Raw genomic sequence first — 19,136 nt, forward strand, 5'->3', positions numbered from 1 at the left:
AACCTTGCGAACTTTGCGGTTAAATTCTGCTCAAACTGAGACTGAAAACTGAGACTGAAAACTAAATTTTATCTATTAACTTTTGCAATATCAACTGACCTTCTTCCCAATATTTTAAATCAGACTCAGAATTGATGTGCCCTTTTTGTCCAACGTTTACAAATTCACTTCCCCACTTTTCAGCAAAATATTGTTTTCTTTCGAAAGAAGCATAAGGATCATTTTCACTTGCCACAAGAATAGAAGGAAAAGGCAATTTATAAATAGGCATTGGTGAAAAATTACGAATAATGTCAGGAGTGTGCTGAGGTGAATCAACATCCGCAGGAGCCACTAAAAAAGCCCCAACAATATTAGAATTGCTATTTTCTTTTGCCCAATGTAAAACTAAAGAAACAGCTAAACTATGCGCTACTAAAACAGTTGGTTTATCTAGTTTTGAAACTTCTTCGTTTAATCTTTCGAGCCATTCTTCTCGAATAGGTTCGTCCCAATTGTCCTGAACTAAGCGTATAGAATTTTCAAATTTTTTATGCCAAAAAGTCTGCCAGTGTTTTTCGCCGGAATTTCCGAGTCCGGGTAATATTAATAATTGCGTTTCCATTGCCGTGGATTTATTTAGTGATTATTTTTTCTTTTCTTTTATAATTCGGTTGATTTCATTAATAAGTAATGGAAATGCAGGTTCTGTCATTCCGTGTCCGTAACCGTCGAGTTCATAAAGTTTAGTTTGTTTGTGGCCAACCAGTTTCATCATTCTGGCCATATAAGCGTTTTCTTCATATCGGCCCAACATCTCTAATTCGCGATCTCCGGTAATTAATAAAAGCGGCGGAGCATCAGCACGCACAAAGAATAAAGGTGCATAAGTATCTATAGTAGGAGTGGTTTCCGGAATTCCATTTTCTCTCCTAATTTCAAAATGGGTAATACATTGCCCGCTAAACGGAATTAATCCTGCAATCTTATTGGCATCGATTCCTTCCTTCTTTAAATATTCTTTGTTTAAACCAATCATCGAAGCTAAATAACCTCCTGCAGAATGTCCTGAAACAAAAATCAAAGAAGTATCTCCGCCATAACTGGCAATATTATTAAATGCCCAAGCGACAGCTGCCGCGGCATCATCTATAGCTTTTGCTGCTTTTGCCTTTGGTGATAGTCTATAGTTTACTCCAATAATGGCGAAACCTTTATTTTTTAAGGCTTCCGGAATCTCTTTGCTTCCGCCGGTTAATCCTCCACCATGAAACCAGACAATTGTTGCGAAATTTTTTGTGTTTTTAGGATAATAAATATCCAGGACGCATCTTTCATTTATATAACTATCAGATTTATTGACAGCTGCATTATAATATTGAATGTTTGATTTCGTTTCGTATTCTAATTTCTGTGAGAAAGAAGTCGTATAGATAAAGAAGAAAGTAAGTAAAAGGATTAATTTTTTCATTTTAAAAATATTGAATTGTTGTTGAGTTTTTAATCAGTTTGAAAGTCTAAAATCTAAAAATCTAAACTTTAAAATAATAAATTAATATATAAAAAAAGTCCAAAATGCAGAACATATTGGACTCGTACTTTTTAAAAAGTTATTTTCGACTAAATATCGTCAAAATCAATATCGGTAAAACTGGTTCTTTGTCCTTCAGGTTTATCAGAACCATATTCTTTTTTAAAATCTTTTTGGTGTCTCTCAGAAATTACTTCTTCGCCTTTGTGGTTCAAGACATATGAAGTCATTTCTTCTAGTATTTCAGCGAAAGCACTAAAATCTTCTTTGTACAAGTAAATTTTGTGTTTTTTAAAATGAAAAGAGCCATCTTCTTCGGTAAATTTTTTGCTTTCTGTAATAGTGATATAATAATCATCAGCTTTAGTAGCTCTCACATCAAAGAAATAAGTTCTTCTTCCTGCTCGTAATACTTTAGAAAAAATCTCTTCTTTTTCTAACATGTCATTTTCTCTCATAATACGTTCTATCATTTTTGGAATTAATAGTACTCAAAAATCATAAAAAATTATCTATTACGCAACATTTAAAGTAATTCTTTTTCCGAAAGTTGTTTTAAATATAACGATGCATAATATCCTTCCTGATTTATTAATTGATTATGAGAGCCTTGTTGGATGATCCTTCCGTCTTCTAAAATGATTATCTTATCTGCATTCTTTGCAGAGGATACTCTGTGGCTTACAATTATTGTAGTTTTATCTTTACAGATTTCGAATAAATTATTCAAAATTGTTTCTTCGGTTTCGGTGTCCACTGCCGATAAACAATCGTCAAAAAGGAGTATTGCCGGGTTTTTAATAATAGCACGTGCTATAGATACACGCTGCTTTTGTCCGCCCGAAAGTGTGATACCTCTTTCTCCTAAAATAGTGTCGTATTGTTTGTTGAAAGCGGCAATATTATCGTGAACTACAGCATTTTTGGCAGCTTCAATTACTTCTTCGTCTGTAGCGTTTTGATTACCAAATTTGATATTGTTCTTAATAGTATCAGAGAACAGAAATGCATCCTGAGGCACAATTCCGATATTGTTTCTTAAATCATTTAGGTTTAAAGTGCTTATTTCTTGCTGATCAATGGTAATTTTTCCATCGGTAACATCATATAAACGCGAAATCAGGGATAAAATAGTCGATTTTCCGGAACCAGTTTTTCCTAAAATAGCCAGTGTTTCTCCTTTTTTTACTGTAAATGTTACATTTTTCAAAGCTTCGATATTGGTATCTTCATAAGTGTAATTTACATCTTCAAAAGAGATAGAGCCTTGAATGTCAGAATGGTTTTCGTTTTTATTTTTAATTTCCGGTTCAAGTTTCAAAAACTCATTCAAACGTTTCTGAGAAGCTTCTGCTTCCTGAACCATTGATGAAACCCATCCTAACGAAGCAACGGGCCAGGTCAGCATATTTACATATAAAATAAACTCAGCGATCGTACCAATGTTAGGGATCGTTCCGTTGATGTACATAACACCTCCAAAATAAATCACCACCAGATTACTAATCCCGATTAAGGCAATCATTAAAGGCCCAAATAGTGATTGCACTTTAGCTAAATCTAAACTCTTTTTTTTGCTTTCATCGGCAAGAGCCACCATATTATTCTGATGCTGATTTTCTAATGAGTTTGCTTTAATAACTCTAATTCCGGAAAAAATTTCCTGAGAGAAACTCGATACTTTCGATAAATATTGCTGAAAAGTCGTGCTTCGTTTATTGATTTCAGAACTTAATTTAAAAATACAGTAAGAAAGAATCGGTAAAGGCAAAATAGTATATAAGGTCAATAATGGCGAAACATTATACATATATATAATAACAATGGCAAAACGTATAAAGGTATTGATGGTGTACATTACGGCCGGACCAACGTACATACGCACTTTTGAAACATCTTCGCTAATACGATTCATTAAATCTCCCGTACGGTTTTGTTTGTAAAAGTTCTGCGAAAGATTCTCGTACTGTCTGAAAACCTCATTTTTTAAATCAAACTCAATATGACGTGACATTACGATCAAAGTCTGGCGCATTAAAAAAGTTAAAAAACCCGCAACAATCGTAGTGGCGATGATTAGCAGTACGTTATGAATTAATCCATCGCGATAGGAGTCAATAATTACTTGCGATGTCTGATCAGTTTCTGGCAGCTTATCAAACTTTTCGATAGCGTTTAAAGATTTACTAATAAGCTTAGGAGTAAATAAAGAGAATATTTGTGCGATTATGGTGATTAAAATTCCTAAAGAGAAACTATATTTATATTTTATGAAATATTTGTTTAAATAGCTTAATTCTTTCATTTTTTTAAGAGATTCAATGTTGAATTGTGTTGATTTTATAAAATTTTATGAATTAAAATTAACGGAAAGTATAATTTAATCAAAACAAAACGATTGTTATATTGTTATTTTAAAGATAAAAAATTAGCACAATTGTATTTTTTATATAAATTTGAGAAGTCTTTTTGACAAATTCATAATTTAATCTAATAAATACTAGCGCTATGGATGCAACTTTCGCAACTGGAAAGGAACTTCAAAAAATGGATCCTGTTTTTGGTCAACTGTCTTTTGATGATCACGAACAAATTGTTTTTTGCAATGACAAAGATACAGGTTTAAAAGCAATTATTGGTATTCATAATTCAGTTATGGGGCCAGCTTTAGGAGGAACCAGAATGTGGAACTATAATACTGAATGGGAAGCATTAAACGATGTTTTGCGTCTTTCAAGAGGTATGACATATAAATCTGCCATCACAGGATTAAACATTGGTGGAGGTAAAGCAGTAATTATTGGTGATGCTAAAACGCAAAAAACACCAGAATTAATGCGCAAGTTTGGAGAGTTTGTACACTCTTTGGGCGGAAGATATATTACAGCAGAAGATGTTGGAATGGAAACTAAGGATATGGACACTGTAAGAGATGTAACGCCTTATGTTACAGGTATCTCTGAAGAAAGAGGTGGTTCAGGAAATCCTTCTCCAATAACTGCTTATGGTGTTTATTTAGGAATGAAAGCTGCTGCTAAAAGTCAGTTTGGTACTGATGTTTTAGAAGGGAAAAAAGTTTTGGTTCAGGGAATTGGTCACGTTGGTGAAGCTTTAGTAGAATATTTAACTAAAGAAGGAGCAATCGTTACTATTACTGATATCAATGAAGAAAAATTATTTCAGGTAGCTGCAAAATATAACGCAACAGTTTACACTGGTGAAGATTTATATACTGCAGATGTTGATATTTATGCGCCATGTGCAATGGGAGCCATCATTAATGATGATACAGTAAATAAAATTAAAGCTAAAGTAATTGCTGGTGCTGCCAACAATCAATTAGCAGATGAAAATATTCACGGAGCAAGATTACAGGAAAGAGGTATTTTATATGCTCCTGATTTTCTGATCAATGCCGGTGGAATTATCAATGTGTATGCTGAATTAGAGCACTATGGTAAAGCCGAAATCATGACAAAAACCGAAAATATCTACAATACTACTTTAGAAATTATCGATTATGCTGTGAAAAACGGAATGACAACACATAAAGCTGCACTAACAATTGCTCAAAATCGTATTGATTTAAGAAAAATTGAAAACGCCGCTAAGAAGTAATTTTTAGTTTAAAGTTTACAGTCTCAGTATTCCGTCTCAGTTTTGCAATGTAAACTGTGACTGAATACTGAGACTTTTTTTATTCTGTAAACTGCGACTTTTCAACACATTTTGAATAATAGTGAAAACTGCGACCGAAAACTGTGACTTTTTTACGAATTAATTTTAATATCAGGTCTTAAATACTTATTTTTGCAGACTAATTTTTAAATGTTCTTACAAGGTGGTAAATAGAAGACACATACGCGTTAAAGTAATGCAATCCATTTATGCAATGCATCAAAGCGGTTCTGATAATCTGGAAAAAGAGGAAAAATTTCTTTTTTACAGCATTGATAACATTCAGGACTTATATCTTATAATGCTTTCTTCATTGATTGAAATTTGCAAAAAAGAATCTGTTTTCTTGCATTTATCAAGTAAAAAACATCTTGCAACTGCTGCAGAACGTAATCCGAACGAAAAGTTCATCAACAACAAAATTTTCCAACTTCTTGCCGAAAGTAATTCTTTGAGTATTGCTTTAGAAAATCGTAAAATCAACAACTGGTCGTTGAATGATGATTATATCATTTTGCTGTTAAATGATATTAAAGCCAGCGAATTGTATGCAAAATACATGAGCACTACAGTTAATACATTTGAAGAAGACAGACAATTTGTAATCGATTTATTTGCAGATGTAATAGTTCCTAACGAAAAATTATATGAGTATTTAGAAGATGATAAATTAACCTGGGTTGATGATATTCCGGTTGTAAATACACATATCGTTAAGCAATTAAAAGCAATTAAAACTCAGGATCCTGATGATTTTAGAGTGCCAAAATTGTATAAAGATGTTGAAGATAAAGATTTTGCTAAAGATTTATTCAGAAGAACAGTTTTAAACGAATCAATCTTAGCCAAAGAATATGATGATAAAACTCCAAACTGGGACAGTGAAAGAATAGCTGAAATTGATACTATTATTTTGAAAATGGCAATTTGCGAATTTTTGAAATTTCCATCTATTCCGGTAAAAGTAACTCTTAACGAATATTTAGAAATTGCGAAAGAGTATTCTACACCAAAAAGTAGTATTTTTATCAACGGAATTTTAGATAACCTTGTTAAAGAGCTTACGGCTAATAAAAAGATGATTAAAGTAGGTAGAGGTTTGATGTAAGATTGAAAGAAATTCCAATCTGATAAAATTCCAAATTCCAATTGAGATGTCACTCTGAGCGTAGTCAAAGAGCCAAATTTCAAAGAAAACATAAATATTAATAACAAAAATAAAAACTGAATACTATGCAAGATTTAATGAAATTTGCTCCTTATTTACTAATGTTTGTAGTGTTATATTTCTTCATGATCAGACCACAACAAAAAAGAGCAAAAAACGAAAAAGAATTTGAAAGCAGCCTAAAAGTAGGTGATAAAATAATTACAAAAAGTGGTTTTCACGGTAAAATCGTTGAGCTTGCTGAAACAAGTGCAATAATCGAAACAATGTCTGGAAAATTAAAAATCGAGCGTTCAGCAATTTCTATGGAAATGAGTGCTGCTTTGAAAAAAGCTTAATAATTTTTAGAAATTCCAATAAAATTAAAATCCCAAATTCCAATTATGGAGTTTGGGATTTTTTTTTGTTTGAAGTTAAGCGCATTGTGTGTCTTTGCGAGGAACGAAGCAAGTAACTCGACAAAAGTTTGTACTGAGTTTGTTCTTCCAATTTTGTAATCCCGAGGAACGAGGGATCTTCGTAATAAACTCTACACAGTAACTCTCCAATCTTTGTCGAGCTACTTGCGAAGATCCCTCGTTCCTCGGGATGACAAGATTGAGGTTAAGCTCTGTAAATATGCTAATTGTGATTGCTTTGTTCCTCGTAAAGACTGTAGTTTGCGCATAAAAAAACCTTTGTCAAAGTTTAAAATTTTGACAAAGGTTTATGCTTACAATTGGAATTTGGAATTTTAAAATATTGGAATTTTTAAGCCTTATCGATATTTATCATTCAACCCAATATTCTCTAATATCATCGGAATCACTTTCTCGATTCTCGATAACTTAGTTTTTTCCTGTTTAGCAGTTTCAATATATTCTAAAAACTCATACTGTTTGTAAGGACTGAATTTTTGAAATGCTTCTGCTAAAACCTTATTCTGACTCATTTCTTTTTCAAGAAGCTCCGAAACAATAGTTTCTTTTTTTGAAGGTTTTATAATTTTTCCCTGTTTTTCGTTTTCTATCGCTTCTAAGATATATGCTAAAACTTCTGTTTCATTGACTTCTTCTTTTGAAGTAAATCGCCATTGACGTAAAGATTTTGTCTTGTCTTCCTGAGCATTAATGAGTTTCTTTTTCTCATCTTTTAGAAAAATGCCATTAAAAAACCAAATTGTAAAATATTCTTTAAAACCTCCAATTCCGACAACATTTTTTTTATTGAAAACATAAACCGGCCCGCCCCATTTTATGGTTTCAACCAGTTCGGTTTTGTCAATAATTGATTTAAGAAAAAGTAATTCTTCTTCCCATTTATTGACTTTGTCCCAAACGTGTTTTTTGTCGGAAGTTGGTTCCAATTTATCTCTTTCTTTTGGTTTTTTCAGTTACATCAAAAGCACTGGGAATTGCAGTTAATTCTGCAATCTTCACAATCACATCAGTTGCTTTCTGAATACTTTCTGCAGGAACATATTCGTATTTTCCATGAAAGTTATGTCCACCCGCAAATATATTTGGGCAAGGTAATCCCATAAATGATAATTGCGATCCGTCAGTTCCTCCTCGAATAGGTTTGATGATGGGTTTGATGCCTAATTCTCTCATTGCTTTTTCGGCAATGTCAACAATGTGTTTTACCGGAAGTACTTTTTCTTTCATATTGTAGTACTGATCTTTAACTTCGGCAGTTACAATATCTTCGCCAAATTGTTTAGCAAATTTCTTGTTGATTTTCTTGGCAATTTTTCCAATTAAATCTTTTCTTTTTTCGAATTTCAACTTGTTGTGATCACGAATAATCAATTCTAAAACTGTTTCTTCGATACTTCCTGTTATGTGGTGAACGTGAAAGAATCCTTCGTAACCTTTTGTTTCCTGTGGCGTTTCTCCTTTTGGCAGTTCGTTGATGAAATCATTTGCAATCAACATCGAATTGATCATTTTTCCTTTGGCATAACCAGGGTGAACGCTTTTTCCTTTAAAAGTAATTTTAGCACCGGCAGCATTAAAATTTTCATATTCTAATTCACCAATCTGACTTCCATCCATGGTATAAGCCCATTGTGCGCCGAATTTTTCGACATCAAAATGGTGAGCGCCACGACCAATTTCTTCGTCAGGTGTAAAGCCAATTCTGATTTTTCCGTGTTTAATTTCGGGATGCTGTATTAGATATTCCATTGCCGAAACAATCTCGGTAATTCCGGCTTTATCATCGGCGCCTAATAGAGTAGTTCCGTCAGTAGTGATGATTGTTTGTCCTTTATATTGTAATAAATCTTTAAAGTAATTTGGAGATAAAACAATGTTTTTCTCAGCGTTTAAGATGATATCTTTTCCGTCGTAGTTCTCTATAATTTGAGGTTTTACATTAGCTCCGCTAAAATCAGGAGAAGTATCAAAATGCGAAACAAATCCAATCGTAGGTACTTCATGATCTACATTACTTGGTAAAGTTGCCATGATATAAGCTTTGTCATCTATGGTAACATCTGCAAGACCAATTGATTTTAGTTCTTCAACTAGTTTATTGGCAAGATTCCATTGTTTTTCTGTACTTGGAGTGGTATTTGAATTTGGGTCTGACTCAGTATCAATAGTTATGTAACTGATAAAACGATCTATAATATGTTGCATTTCTTTAATTTTTAGCAAATATAAGCAAATAATCAGGGGTTGTGAAGCTGTAAATTATGAAAAATGAAAAAACGGATTGGAAAAAGTTAGCAACGAATTCACGAATTTTTGCTAATGGGTATCTCTTCATGCAAAAATATAAAATCCGATTTCACGAATTACAATTCATGAAATCGGATTTTATATTTAAATTAATTCGTGAAGATTCGTGAAATTGCTTCGCCTGTTCCCTTCGGTCGGGTCGGGACAAAAAAAAATTATTGTACACATCTAAAACCAATATGATTTGCCGGTGATTTATAGTCGCCTTTTCCTCTGGTGCCTACCATATAACGGGTACAATATTGGTCTGTACATAAAAATGATCCTCCTCGTTGTACTTTTTTAGGTAAATTAGGTTCTCCCGGATCGTAAGATGATTCGGGGCCTTGCGGATTTTTAGCCACTTTACCACTTTGTTTTAAAATATCATAATAATCTGCGGTATACCAATCGTTTGTCCATTCCCATACATTTCCTCCAATATCGTAAAGTCCATACGAATTTGGTTCAAATTGAGCAGTTGGAGCGATGCCAATATAGCCATCTTCACCCGTATCGCCTTTTTCTATTGGGAAATGGCCTTGATAGATATTGGCTTGAAATTTTCCTTTTGGTTTTAAAGTATTTCCCCAAGCGTACAATTGTCCTGATTTTCCACCGCGAGCTGCAAATTCCCATTCGGCTTCAGTAGGTAATCTTTTGCCTGCCCATTTGGCGTATGCTGCCGCATCATCATATGAAATTTGAACAACAGGATAGTTGCCTCTTCCTTTGATAGAGCTTCCGGCTCCTTCAGGATGCCTCCAGTCTGCTCCCTTAGCGTAGCTCCACCATTGCATATAATTGTTTAAATCTACTGTAGCAGGAGTAGGAGTAAAAACTGCTGATCCGGCTACTAAATTTTCCAGTGGTGCATCAGGATATTCTTCATGAGTTGGTTTTATTTCGGCTAGTGTTACATAACCTGTAGCTTTTACAAAAGCTTCAAATTGGTCGTTGGTCACTTCGGTTTGATCCATATAAAAACCATCTACATAAACCTGATGTATAGGTGCTGCATCTTTTGTAACCCCTTTTATACTGCATAAACTTTCGTCTTCGACATTGCTTCCCATAGAAAATTCTCCGCCTGGAATCCAAACCATTCCTTTAGGTGCTTTATTTAGAGGTGGTTTGTTCTTATTCTCGATTGTAGGTTTAAACAAAGATGCATCCGAAACAGGGGTTTCGGCACAATCCATCGCAGCTGATTTTTGTTTTGGAACAAGAATTTTATTGTAGCCATAAGCAATCGAAATGATAGAAATTGTGAGAATTGCTAAAATCCAATAAGTTTTGTTTTTCATTCTGGTTTGATTTTGTAGTGATCAGTATAATAGAGGATAAAGTTAAAAAATAACTTTTAATTATAGTTATCCTATAGAATTAATTATTCTTTTTCAACATCTACAACTTCATATTTGTTTTTACCATCAACCTGAACGGGTTGGTAATAGGTTTCTCCAAATTTGACATATTTTACCTCTCCAATTGTAACTTCTTCACCACCTTCAGGTAAGTTGTCTACAACTGTTCCTGCTGTTGGTGGGACAACTTTATAATTGCTGCCCTCTTTTTCATAATACGTTCCTCCATAGTAATAATTATTGACGGTTCCGGTATTGACTGTTTCAGCACCGCTGGGTATATTATTAACCGTTCCTCCTACAGGGGCTGGAACGGCTGTATAGCCTCCGCTAGTTGGAGTGTACCAAACACCCTGATCATAGTGATATTGAGTGCTTTCAACACTTACCACAATTGCTGTAACAGCCAAAGTAGCTACAAAAAATCCCCAAGGGTGCCAAACTGGACCCCAATAAAAGGGAGTATAAGGATGAAAATAATAAGGATGGTAAGCACGATATCGATAACCGCCATATACATACGGCGGACGGACATAAGGTCTGACACCGGGTCTTACTACTGTGTTACGATTGTTGCGAACATGAACACTGTTGTTGACATTGATGTTTACATTATTTCTGTTTCTGTTGACGGTATTACCGCTAATATTGGTGTTTCTATTTCTATTATTAGTAACGTTATTGCCTCTATTAGTGGCATTATTACCTCCAATTTTAGAATTTGAGTTAGTAGGTCTTGTGATTTTGGTTCCAGAATTGTTTGCTCCTGGTCTTGTGGTATTAGCAGGTCTTTTTACGGTTGGCCTCGGCTGATTTGCAGGTCTAGCCTGAGCTGCTGTTCCGCCTCTGTGTGCACCACCCCCGCCATGACGTTGCGCAATACTATCAATTGAAATCAAAAAAAATGATCCCAGTAAGCATATAGTTGCTGTATTTCGAAGTGATTTTTTTATGTTTTTCATTTTCAGCGTTTTAGATTAGTTAAAGTTATTAAAAATAATAATTGCTATACGAAAATAGAGACGAAATTTTATGTGATATAATTTATAATGAAATATCCCATTGAATTCTGAAACGCCATCCTTGTTCAAGAGGCAGACTTTTATCCTGAAAACTAAAATAACTAAACTCAGATGTAAGTTTGTTTTTGTGTCCTTTAAAAAACCAGTTGAAAGCAATTGTTGTTTCATCTTGCAAGTTCTGTCTTATGGTGTTATCAGGTCTGAAGGCAGCATGTCTTGCAGCCATTTCCAGGTGTTGTGGCCACCATTTAAAAGCATTATGAAAAAAATATCCTGCCTGCACATAATACCCTTTTAGAGTTGTTGTGTCATCATCATTTAGTTTATCGATGATTTTTTTGGTGTGCCATTCGCTTTGCCAGGAAAAACCACGATACATAAAGGCAGTTTCAACATTCCACTGATTCACACGATACTCACCGGGAAGTCCGTTTTCGTAACCATCCAAAGAGCCTCCGCCTGATTGCGAAAATCGTGTATACGGACTCCGATTTGTTAGTCCTGAAAAGGCAATAATTGGAGTTGGCTTTTCATGAAATTCCAGATCGCTTCCTTCAAAATCAAGAAATCTTCCTAAAAAATTCCATTGAGCCCTGCCAAAATACATTAAATTATTGTCGTCATTAGCAGTATTTCCACGCCCTGTTCCTGTTAGCGCCGCAGCCCAATAATTAAAATCAGCAATACCACGACCTTTTAAATGCCCGTAAACTTCAACTCCCATTTGTCTGTCTACAGTAAATTCCCTGTTGATGAAGGAACGATCTACAGTTTGTTGCTCACCACTACTTATAAAGCGTTCGCGCGTATATTCAACTTTCCACTGACCGACCTTAAAACTCATCCATTTCCATTTTTCGATCATGATTCTAAAATCCAGTAAATTAGACTGGCTCAATTCATACTCCCAATAATATTGTAACCAGGGTTCAAATGCGTGGCCGCCAACTTTTAATCTGGCACGATTAATTTTGAAAGTCGTTTGTTTGTCCTGGCTATAATCATCATAAGTAAGCGGATCCTGATCGTTAGGAGTTGAAAATCGAAACTGTAAACGGCTTTGTAACTGAAAAAGAAATTTATTGTCTTTGGTACGTAATTCAATTCCTTTATCTCCATATCTAAAAGTAATAATCTTGCTTGTGTCTTTTTCGAACTGTGCCTGAACAGAAATGCTTAGAAAAAATAATAGGATTAAGAGCAATTTTTTTTGGAGATATATTATTTTATCTGGATGATACATAAGCATGATTTGGTTACACAATTTGATACTGATTTATATTAGTTAGTTCGTCTAGAATTCTTTGCAATTCCTGATTCTATTCCCCAGCTATCATAAAAATTCCATTTAATATCATAGCTAAAAGTTCCAAAAATTCCCAACCTTTTAGGATTTCATAACCGTATTCTGTTCCGGCACGAGTTAAGGGATAATCTTCTTCTTTGTCAAATTCGCTCCATATTCCTAATAAAAAACTCCGGTGTTCGTTGAGTTTATAAACTCCCATAAGTGCAGCAGCAATAGGATAACTTCTTTCTACAGTTTATTTGTCTTCGCCGCTTTCGAGATTTTTTTCGACTTTAAATTTTTCGATTATAAAATCAGTATGTAAACCAATAGCCCATTTTTTGCTTATATAATAAGTATAAGCAACCCTGTTTCCTTCGTCATCTCTTCCTTCAAAAATATGAACATGATTTATTGGTATTCCAATTGATGATGTGGCGTAAAAGGTGCTGTAATTTCGCTTTCCTGCGCATAGCTTATTTCATAGCAAAACAGCACAAGAATGAATACTAAATTTTTTGTAAGTATTATATTTAAATAAAAAGAACTACTTATTTATAAAAAAGAGCATTTATAAAAAAAAATAAAATTGAAAGTAAAGGATTCACATTGTACTAATAATTTGAGCAAAACATGAATTTTATATTTGTAACTATTTGTAATAAAGGCTTGTAGTACGAAGTTAGTAAAATTCTGTTAATGATTTTATTTTTCGTGTAAAAAATAATTAGCGCTTTTCTTTCAAATTTAATTCCTGAAAAATGAAAGAATGCAAACAGATTGATATAAATCATATTCACATTCAAGTATTATAATTAAATTTGCAATCGAAAAACACACACACAACACTCTTATGTATAAATTGATAATTCGCCCGATACTTTTTTGGTTTGATCCGGAAGAAGTACATTATTTTACTTTTTCATTTGTTAAATTTATTTCAAAAATCCCAGGAGTTTCATCAATTATAAAATCAATATATGAAGTAAAAGATACTCGTTTAGAACGTGAAGTTTTCGGAATTAAATTCAAAAATCCGGTAGGTCTTGCAGCAGGATTCGACAAAGATGCCAAGCTATACAAAGAGTTTTCTGATTTTGGATTTGGATTTATAGAAATAGGAACTGTAACACCGGTTGGTCAGGAAGGAAATCCTAAAAAACGTTTGTTTAGATTGAAAGCAGATCAGGCGATTATTAACCGAATGGGTTTTAATAACGGAGGTGTTCTAGAAGCCGTAGAACGTTTAAAAAAGAATTCAGGAGTTTTGATAGGAGGAAACATCGGAAAAAATAAAGTTACTCCAAACGAAAATGCCGTAGACGATTATATCATTTGTTTTGATGCACTGTTTGATCATGTAGACTATTTTGTTGTGAATGTAAGTTCTCCAAACACTCCAAATTTAAGAGCTTTACAAGATAAAGAACCGTTAACGGCTTTGTTACAAACGCTGCAAAACAGAAATGTAGAAAAGCAAAAAACAAGTACTCAAAAAATAAAACCAATACTTTTAAAAATTGCTCCGGATCTTACAGACGAACAATTATTAGATATTATTGATATTGTAAAAACTACTCAAATTGCGGGTGTAATTGCTATCAATACTACGATTTCAAGAGAAGGTTTGCAATCTGAAAATCAAACTGAAATGGGAGGTTTATCCGGAAAACCATTAGCGAAACGTTCTACCGAAGTAATTCGTTTTTTATCTGAAAAAAGTAATAAAGCGTTTCCAATTATCGGGGTAGGAGGAATACATTCTGCAGATGATGCCATCGAGAAACTAAACGCAGGAGCAAGTCTGGTACAATTGTACACTGGATTTATTTACGAAGGCCCGGCTTTGGTAAAAGCGATCAATAAAAAGGTTTTAGAGCAATTGTAAAAGCAACGACTGAACAATTAATCCGGTAAGAATAGCGGCTCCAAAACTAATCAAAGTACCAATTAAAACATATTCGGTAAGTTTTCTGTCTTTGGCTTCTTTTAAATCACCAAATCTAAAAATAGACTTTGCGGCCAATAAAAATCCAATGGCTTCAAAATGTCCGGTTAAGATAAAACAGAATACAAATAAACGCTCTAATATACCAATGTAGTTTCCTGCTTTGGCGAGTGAATTGTCATGCTGGCTATTTTCGCTTTCCGGATTCCAGATCGAAATAATCGTTTTAATGATAATTGAAGTTGGTTTTGTAATAAATAAAACTCCCGTAATAAGTATCCAAAACTGATTATTAAACCAGAGAAAATTAATTGTTTCGCCTTTATAAAGAAGTACAACGGCAAGTAAAACTAAAATATGAGCAATTTGGTCTAAAACAAACCAGCTGCGTTTTGTTTTCTTTTTTTGGAAATTAAGTTTGGTCAGATCAATAATTCCGTGAGTGACAGCAATTAAAATCGCATAAGGTAGGAATCGAATTTCCCCAACCAAAATTGCAGCAAGTATGCAGTGTAAAAGAACATGAAGATATAAGTAAATACTTTTATGTTTTTTAGCTTCTTTATCGGCTACCCATGAGTTGGGCTGCCATATAAAATCGCCTAATAAATGTGCTAAAAGTAGTTTTATAAATAAAATCATGGCGTTGTAAGTTGTTTTATCTGTATTCTAAAATAACGATCTAATTGTAATACCAAATCAAACTGAGCGCGCTTTTGCCTTCTGCTTACTGCAGCCTGATTAATACCTAATTTTTGGCCTAGCTCTTCTTGCAACAACGTGGGATTTTCTATTGCGGCGGCTACAAATTCAGCTTGCTGTGCAAGCCAGTGGTCCATAAAGGTCAAAGCCAGCTGAATCATGAGGTTTATCTTTTCATCAAAAACCATATCACCTGTGCGCATGGCTAAAGTTACTTTTTGTTTTTTTAAAGTTTCAAAAAGTTCTCCCGAATGTATAAAGGCGCTACCATTACTTTCGGATATTTTTTCGGCATTATGCGTTTTATCTCCAAAACCGATACTCATTCTGGCATCTAATTTTATAGCCTTTAAATGCGCTTTGATTAAAATAGCAGAAAACAATGCTTCTTCGGGATTTTTGATCTCGATCTGGAACTCGTCACCCCGGTAAACTTCCCATTGGCTTGGTGTTGCTCCAAACCGGGACAGGATTGTTTTCAAATCCTCTACCCAATGTTTAGAGTTTTGTTGCCTTGAACCGATAATATCTCCAGTAATTACGCTTGTCATAATTCAAATATAATTAAAAATAAATAAATTTTAATATTACAAATATATGTAATAAAATAATTTATTACATATTTATGTAATAAATGTAAATATCGCTTTTTAAAGTAATACTAAACATTATTACAATTTTAAAGAGTACTATATGATAATTTAAGCCTATATGATTTTATTTCAAGGATTCATGTGTCACAGCTAAATGAACTTATGTAACTTATTATGGTAAAAAAATAACACCGACAGTTTTTTTTATTTCTTTAAAAAAGAAACTAACTTAGCCTTCACTAAAGAATAAGCTTTGAATAAAGAAATCAAGATTATCGAATGTCCGCGTGATGCTATGCAAGGTATCAAAACTTTTATACCTACTAAAAACAAGGTTTCTTATATACAAGCTCTACTTCGTGTAGGCTTTGATACAATTGACTTTGGGAGTTTTGTGTCGCCAAAAGCGATTCCGCAAATGCAGGACACGGCCGAGGTTTTAGCACAACTTGATTTATCGCAAACGACAAGCAAATTGCTGGCTATAATTGCCAATACGCAAGGAGCGGCATCGGCGGCAGAACATGAACCTATTCAATACTTAGGATTTCCTTTTTCGATTTCTGAAAACTTTCAGATGCGAAATACCCATAAAACCATTGCTGAATCTTTAGTAACATTAGAAGAAATTCTTGAAATCGCCGATAAAAAAAATAAAGAAGTAGTAACCTATCTTTCAATGGGTTTTGGAAATCCGTACGGAGATCCTTGGAATATTGAAATCGTTGGTGAATGGACAGAAAAGCTAGCCGGAATGGGTGTGAAAATTTTATCACTTTCAGATACTGTTGGAAGTTCTACACCAGAAGTAATTACCTATCTTTTTTCGAACCTGATTCCAAAATATCCTGAAATAGAATTTGGGGCACATTTGCATACCACTCCAACTACTTGGTTCGAAAAAATCGATGCAGCATCAAAAGCAGGCTGTACCCGTTTTGACGGCGCGATTCAGGGTTTTGGCGGATGCCCCATGGCTACAGATAAACTAACAGGAAATATGCCTACAGAAAAACTGATCTCTTATTTTACATCTAATAAAAAAAATACGGGTTTAAATTCTTTAAGTTTTGAAAGTGCTTATAACGAAGCTTCTAAATTATTTGGCAAATTTCATTAAGAAATTTAGTATATTTACTTATAGCAGATAATAAGTAATAACATTCTGTGTTATTTAGAAATATAACCTACACATGAAAGCAACATTTATAAAGAGAATCTCGAGGATATTATTTTTATCATGCTTGTTTTTATCATGCTCAAGCGATTTAGATTTTGACCAGGCCAAAGATTTAAAACTAGAACCTGTTTTTGTCACAAATCTGGCTTATTTTGATGTTCCTGCCACTCAGCTTATAAACGATGGAAGTTTAGCGTTGTATCCTGATGTAACTGCATTTGGTGCTTTTAAAGATGAATATTTTACAGATCATCTGGTAAAAACAGAACTTAATTTTGAAATTGAAAATACCATAATTAGAGCGTTTAGAATTGATCTCATCCTTCTCGATGCCAGTAATCAGGTGCTTGAAACGAATTCCTATAATGTTCCGGCATTTTCAGGAACCTCAAATGTTATTAAATTTCCAACTGAAGTATTTGAAGGTCAGAGATTAGAACTCTTAAAAAGAACTGCTAAATTGGGTTTCCTCGTGACAATGGCGCCCGGACCTCCATTAGATCAAAATAGTATAGGTAATCTTAAATTCAGATCAGGCGCAACCGTTTATATGAAAGTCGAATGAGAAAAATTTATCTGATTTTAATCGTCATTTTTCAACTTTCAGGTTTTGCTCAAAACAAAGAAGTGTTGTATAATTTTACCTCTATTCCGCAGGCATCACTCGTAAATCCAGGAGCCGATGTTTCGTATAAATTTTACTTTGGTATTCCGGTTTTGTCCGGCGTTTCGGCCAATTTGGGTTCCAGTAGTTTTTCGGCTTATGATTTATTCGCTAATAACGGAGTTGATTTTAATGACAAAGTTCGAAATGTAATCAATAATTCTTCCAGTAAAGATAAAACCCATGTCAACCAGCAACTCGAATTATTTTCAGGAGGATTTAGAGTAGGAGGAAGAGATAGTCAGTCCTATATTTCATTTGGAGCCTATCAGGAATTTGATTTCTTAATGTATGTGCCTAAAGATCTTGCGATATTGGCTATAGACGGAAATCGCGACTATATTGGCAAATCATTCAATCTGGCCGACTTAAATGTAAGGGCCGAAGTGCTTTCTGTATTTCATGTAGGATTTCACAAAAAGCTAAGTGAGAAACTGGTTTTAGGAGGTCGTGCAAAATTGTATTCAAGTGGAGCAAATGCAACTTCAACTAAAAATTCCGGATTTATTTATACAGGGCAAAGTGTGGGAACACCAAATATTTACGAACAGGTAATAGCTTCACATTTAGAACTTAAAACCTCTGGTATTGCTACTTTTACAAAAGATGAATACGAAGGAAATATTCCGGAAGATATTGCTCATAATACCTTCTTTAACGGAAGTTTGGGCTTTGGTATCGATGCCGGAATGACCTATTATTTTAAAGAGAACCTTCAGTTCACCGCAAGTGTTGTCGATCTTGGTTTTATAAATCACACTAAAGATATCGAAACATTAAGTTATAAGGGAACTTACAATTATAAAGGGGCAAACCCTAGTTTTGATCCTGCAAACAAACCCAAAGATATTTTTGATGAATTTGATAAAGCAATACCACGTGATACGCTTTATAATAAGTACACCACTTGGCGTCCGACCAAATTTTACTCATCAATTCAATATTCATTTGGCGAATCACGCTCTAATGAAGATTGTAATTGCAAAGGAAAAACAACCACAAATTATGCGAACGCTGTAGGGGGGCAATTGTTTATCATGTCAATGCCAGTCGAACCTTTTGTAGCGCTAACCGCTTTTTATAAACGCAATATTTTCGAGAAACTAGATGTCAAAGCCACATATACCTTCGATCCTTATTCCAACAAAAACATTGGTTTAGGAATTTCGGGAACATTGGGAAAACTCAATATGTATCTTCTCGTCGATAATGTTTTGGAATATAAAGATGTCTCGAAGGCCAATAGCATTGCATTTCAGTTCGGTTTCAATTTTGTTTTCCAAAACTCTGAGGATTAATTTTTTGATCCTA

At 34.0% G+C, this 19,136-nt stretch carries 19 protein-coding genes; 7 read left to right on the top strand and 12 right to left on the bottom strand.

Translation table 11 applies throughout. From position 1 onward, the window contains the following. Positions 1 to 61: 61 nt before the first annotated feature. From FLP_RS03765 to FLP_RS03780, 4 genes are all read right to left on the bottom strand, one after another. Complete coding sequence (locus FLP_RS03765; RefSeq protein WP_065448198.1) at positions 62 to 604, bottom strand: RBBP9/YdeN family alpha/beta hydrolase; 543 nt, start codon at positions 602 to 604, stop codon at positions 62 to 64. A 21-nt stretch (positions 605 to 625) separates the two neighbouring features. Continuing rightward, complete coding sequence (locus tag FLP_RS03770; protein WP_065448199.1) at positions 626 to 1,450, bottom strand: alpha/beta hydrolase; 825 nt, start codon at positions 1,448 to 1,450, stop codon at positions 626 to 628. A 149-nt stretch (positions 1,451 to 1,599) separates the two neighbouring features. Further along, positions 1,600 to 1,968 carry a PUR family DNA/RNA-binding protein gene (locus FLP_RS03775; protein ID WP_017495419.1) on the bottom strand — a complete coding sequence of 123 codons (369 nt, stop codon included), beginning with the start codon at positions 1,966 to 1,968 and terminating at the stop codon, positions 1,600 to 1,602. A gap of 68 nt (positions 1,969 to 2,036) precedes the next feature. Then, entirely contained in the window at positions 2,037 to 3,815 is a 1,779-nt protein-coding gene (locus tag FLP_RS03780; protein ID WP_065448200.1) for an ABC transporter ATP-binding protein, read from the bottom strand. A 203-nt stretch (positions 3,816 to 4,018) separates the two neighbouring features. On the opposite strand from FLP_RS03780, the gene FLP_RS03785 reads away from it, so the two are divergent. From FLP_RS03785 to yajC, 3 genes are all read left to right on the top strand, one after another. Continuing rightward, positions 4,019 to 5,128, top strand: coding sequence for a Glu/Leu/Phe/Val family dehydrogenase (locus FLP_RS03785; RefSeq protein WP_065448201.1), 1,110 nt, complete (start codon positions 4,019 to 4,021; stop codon positions 5,126 to 5,128). Between the two features lie 256 nt (positions 5,129 to 5,384). Beyond that, positions 5,385 to 6,296 (top strand): transcription antitermination factor NusB, encoded by a 912-nt coding sequence (nusB, locus tag FLP_RS03790; protein ID WP_065448293.1) that lies wholly within the window; start codon positions 5,385 to 5,387, stop codon positions 6,294 to 6,296. A gap of 125 nt (positions 6,297 to 6,421) precedes the next feature. Further along, complete coding sequence (gene yajC / locus FLP_RS03795) at positions 6,422 to 6,694, top strand: preprotein translocase subunit YajC (RefSeq protein WP_065448202.1); 273 nt, start codon at positions 6,422 to 6,424, stop codon at positions 6,692 to 6,694. Positions 6,695 to 7,113: 419 nt separating this feature from the next. Here the strand turns inward: yajC and FLP_RS03800 are convergent, their stop codons facing one another. The 6 genes from FLP_RS03800 to FLP_RS03825 form a co-directional block, all read right to left on the bottom strand. Beyond that, the gene (locus tag FLP_RS03800; protein ID WP_065448203.1) at positions 7,114 to 7,701 is read right to left on the bottom strand and encodes a YdeI/OmpD-associated family protein; all 588 of its coding nucleotides are present in this window, start codon (positions 7,699 to 7,701) and stop codon (positions 7,114 to 7,116) included. A 1-nt stretch (position 7,702) separates the two neighbouring features. Then, complete coding sequence (gene pepT / locus FLP_RS03805; RefSeq protein ID WP_065448204.1) at positions 7,703 to 8,980, bottom strand: peptidase T; 1,278 nt, start codon at positions 8,978 to 8,980, stop codon at positions 7,703 to 7,705. Between the two features lie 257 nt (positions 8,981 to 9,237). Further along, positions 9,238 to 10,368, bottom strand: a complete 1,131-nt coding sequence (locus FLP_RS03810) for a formylglycine-generating enzyme family protein (protein WP_065448205.1) — start codon at positions 10,366 to 10,368, stop codon at positions 9,238 to 9,240. Positions 10,369 to 10,451: 83 nt separating this feature from the next. Continuing rightward, positions 10,452 to 11,390 (bottom strand): DUF6515 family protein, encoded by a 939-nt coding sequence (locus FLP_RS03815; RefSeq protein WP_065448206.1) that lies wholly within the window; start codon positions 11,388 to 11,390, stop codon positions 10,452 to 10,454. An 82-nt stretch (positions 11,391 to 11,472) separates the two neighbouring features. After that, positions 11,473 to 12,654, bottom strand: coding sequence for an OprO/OprP family phosphate-selective porin (locus tag FLP_RS03820; RefSeq protein ID WP_317044541.1), 1,182 nt, complete (start codon positions 12,652 to 12,654; stop codon positions 11,473 to 11,475). Between the two features lie 115 nt (positions 12,655 to 12,769). Then, a complete protein-coding gene (locus tag FLP_RS03825) occupies positions 12,770 to 12,958 on the bottom strand; it encodes a hypothetical protein (RefSeq protein ID WP_065448208.1) in 189 nt (62 codons plus the stop codon). A gap of 633 nt (positions 12,959 to 13,591) precedes the next feature. On the opposite strand from FLP_RS03825, the gene FLP_RS03830 reads away from it, so the two are divergent. Continuing rightward, on the top strand, positions 13,592 to 14,626 hold the full coding sequence (locus tag FLP_RS03830) for a quinone-dependent dihydroorotate dehydrogenase (protein WP_065448209.1): 1,035 nt from the start codon (positions 13,592 to 13,594) through the stop codon (positions 14,624 to 14,626). Here FLP_RS03830 and FLP_RS03835 read toward each other — a convergent pair. Further along, the gene (locus tag FLP_RS03835) at positions 14,612 to 15,328 is read right to left on the bottom strand and encodes a DUF3307 domain-containing protein (RefSeq protein ID WP_065448210.1); all 717 of its coding nucleotides are present in this window, start codon (positions 15,326 to 15,328) and stop codon (positions 14,612 to 14,614) included. The two genes, FLP_RS03830 and FLP_RS03835, sit on opposite strands and share 15 nt — an antisense overlap. Beyond that, entirely contained in the window at positions 15,325 to 15,939 is a 615-nt protein-coding gene (locus FLP_RS03840; RefSeq protein WP_065448211.1) for a SatD family protein, read from the bottom strand. Before FLP_RS03840 ends, FLP_RS03835 begins: the two co-directional genes overlap by 4 nt. A gap of 295 nt (positions 15,940 to 16,234) precedes the next feature. Here FLP_RS03840 and FLP_RS03845 point away from each other — a divergent pair, with 295 nt between their 5' ends. The 3 genes from FLP_RS03845 to FLP_RS03855 all read left to right on the top strand — a co-directional run bounded on the left by FLP_RS03845 (position 16,235) and on the right by FLP_RS03855 (position 19,123). Beyond that, positions 16,235 to 17,101: a hydroxymethylglutaryl-CoA lyase gene (locus FLP_RS03845; RefSeq protein WP_065448212.1), complete on the top strand. Its 867-nt coding sequence runs from the start codon at positions 16,235 to 16,237 to the stop codon at positions 17,099 to 17,101. Between the two features lie 73 nt (positions 17,102 to 17,174). Then, the gene (locus FLP_RS03850; RefSeq protein WP_065448213.1) at positions 17,175 to 17,726 is read left to right on the top strand and encodes a hypothetical protein; all 552 of its coding nucleotides are present in this window, start codon (positions 17,175 to 17,177) and stop codon (positions 17,724 to 17,726) included. Further along, positions 17,723 to 19,123: a DUF5723 family protein gene (locus tag FLP_RS03855; protein ID WP_065448214.1), complete on the top strand. Its 1,401-nt coding sequence runs from the start codon at positions 17,723 to 17,725 to the stop codon at positions 19,121 to 19,123. The genes FLP_RS03850 and FLP_RS03855 overlap by 4 nt, the downstream gene beginning before the upstream one ends. The last annotated feature ends 13 nt before the right edge of the window (positions 19,124 to 19,136 follow it).

Source organism: Flavobacterium piscis (genome assembly GCF_001686925.1).
Taxonomy (GTDB): Bacteria; Bacteroidota; Bacteroidia; order Flavobacteriales; family Flavobacteriaceae; genus Flavobacterium; species Flavobacterium piscis.

Excerpts from the sequence above, each read along its gene's own strand:
- FLP_RS03765 (WP_065448198.1), bottom strand. The coding sequence starts at position 604 with ATGGAAACGCAATTATTAATATTACCCGGACTCGGAAATTCCGGCGAA.
- FLP_RS03770 (WP_065448199.1), bottom strand. The coding sequence starts at position 1,450 with ATGAAAAAATTAATCCTTTTACTTACTTTCTTCTTTATCTATACGACT.
- FLP_RS03775 (WP_017495419.1), bottom strand. The coding sequence starts at position 1,968 with ATGAGAGAAAATGACATGTTAGAAAAAGAAGAGATTTTTTCTAAAGTA.
- FLP_RS03780 (WP_065448200.1), bottom strand. The coding sequence starts at position 3,815 with ATGAAAGAATTAAGCTATTTAAACAAATATTTCATAAAATATAAATAT.
- FLP_RS03785 (WP_065448201.1), top strand. The coding sequence starts at position 4,019 with ATGGATGCAACTTTCGCAACTGGAAAGGAACTTCAAAAAATGGATCCT.
- nusB (WP_065448293.1), top strand. The coding sequence starts at position 5,385 with ATGCAATCCATTTATGCAATGCATCAAAGCGGTTCTGATAATCTGGAA.
- yajC (WP_065448202.1), top strand. The coding sequence starts at position 6,422 with ATGCAAGATTTAATGAAATTTGCTCCTTATTTACTAATGTTTGTAGTG.
- pepT (WP_065448204.1), bottom strand. The coding sequence starts at position 8,980 with ATGCAACATATTATAGATCGTTTTATCAGTTACATAACTATTGATACT.
- FLP_RS03810 (WP_065448205.1), bottom strand. The coding sequence starts at position 10,368 with ATGAAAAACAAAACTTATTGGATTTTAGCAATTCTCACAATTTCTATC.
- FLP_RS03815 (WP_065448206.1), bottom strand. The coding sequence starts at position 11,390 with ATGAAAAACATAAAAAAATCACTTCGAAATACAGCAACTATATGCTTA.
- FLP_RS03825 (WP_065448208.1), bottom strand. The coding sequence starts at position 12,958 with ATGGGAGTTTATAAACTCAACGAACACCGGAGTTTTTTATTAGGAATA.
- FLP_RS03830 (WP_065448209.1), top strand. The coding sequence starts at position 13,592 with ATGTATAAATTGATAATTCGCCCGATACTTTTTTGGTTTGATCCGGAA.
- FLP_RS03835 (WP_065448210.1), bottom strand. The coding sequence starts at position 15,328 with ATGATTTTATTTATAAAACTACTTTTAGCACATTTATTAGGCGATTTT.
- FLP_RS03840 (WP_065448211.1), bottom strand. The coding sequence starts at position 15,939 with ATGACAAGCGTAATTACTGGAGATATTATCGGTTCAAGGCAACAAAAC.
- FLP_RS03850 (WP_065448213.1), top strand. The coding sequence starts at position 17,175 with ATGAAAGCAACATTTATAAAGAGAATCTCGAGGATATTATTTTTATCA.
- FLP_RS03855 (WP_065448214.1), top strand. The coding sequence starts at position 17,723 with ATGAGAAAAATTTATCTGATTTTAATCGTCATTTTTCAACTTTCAGGT.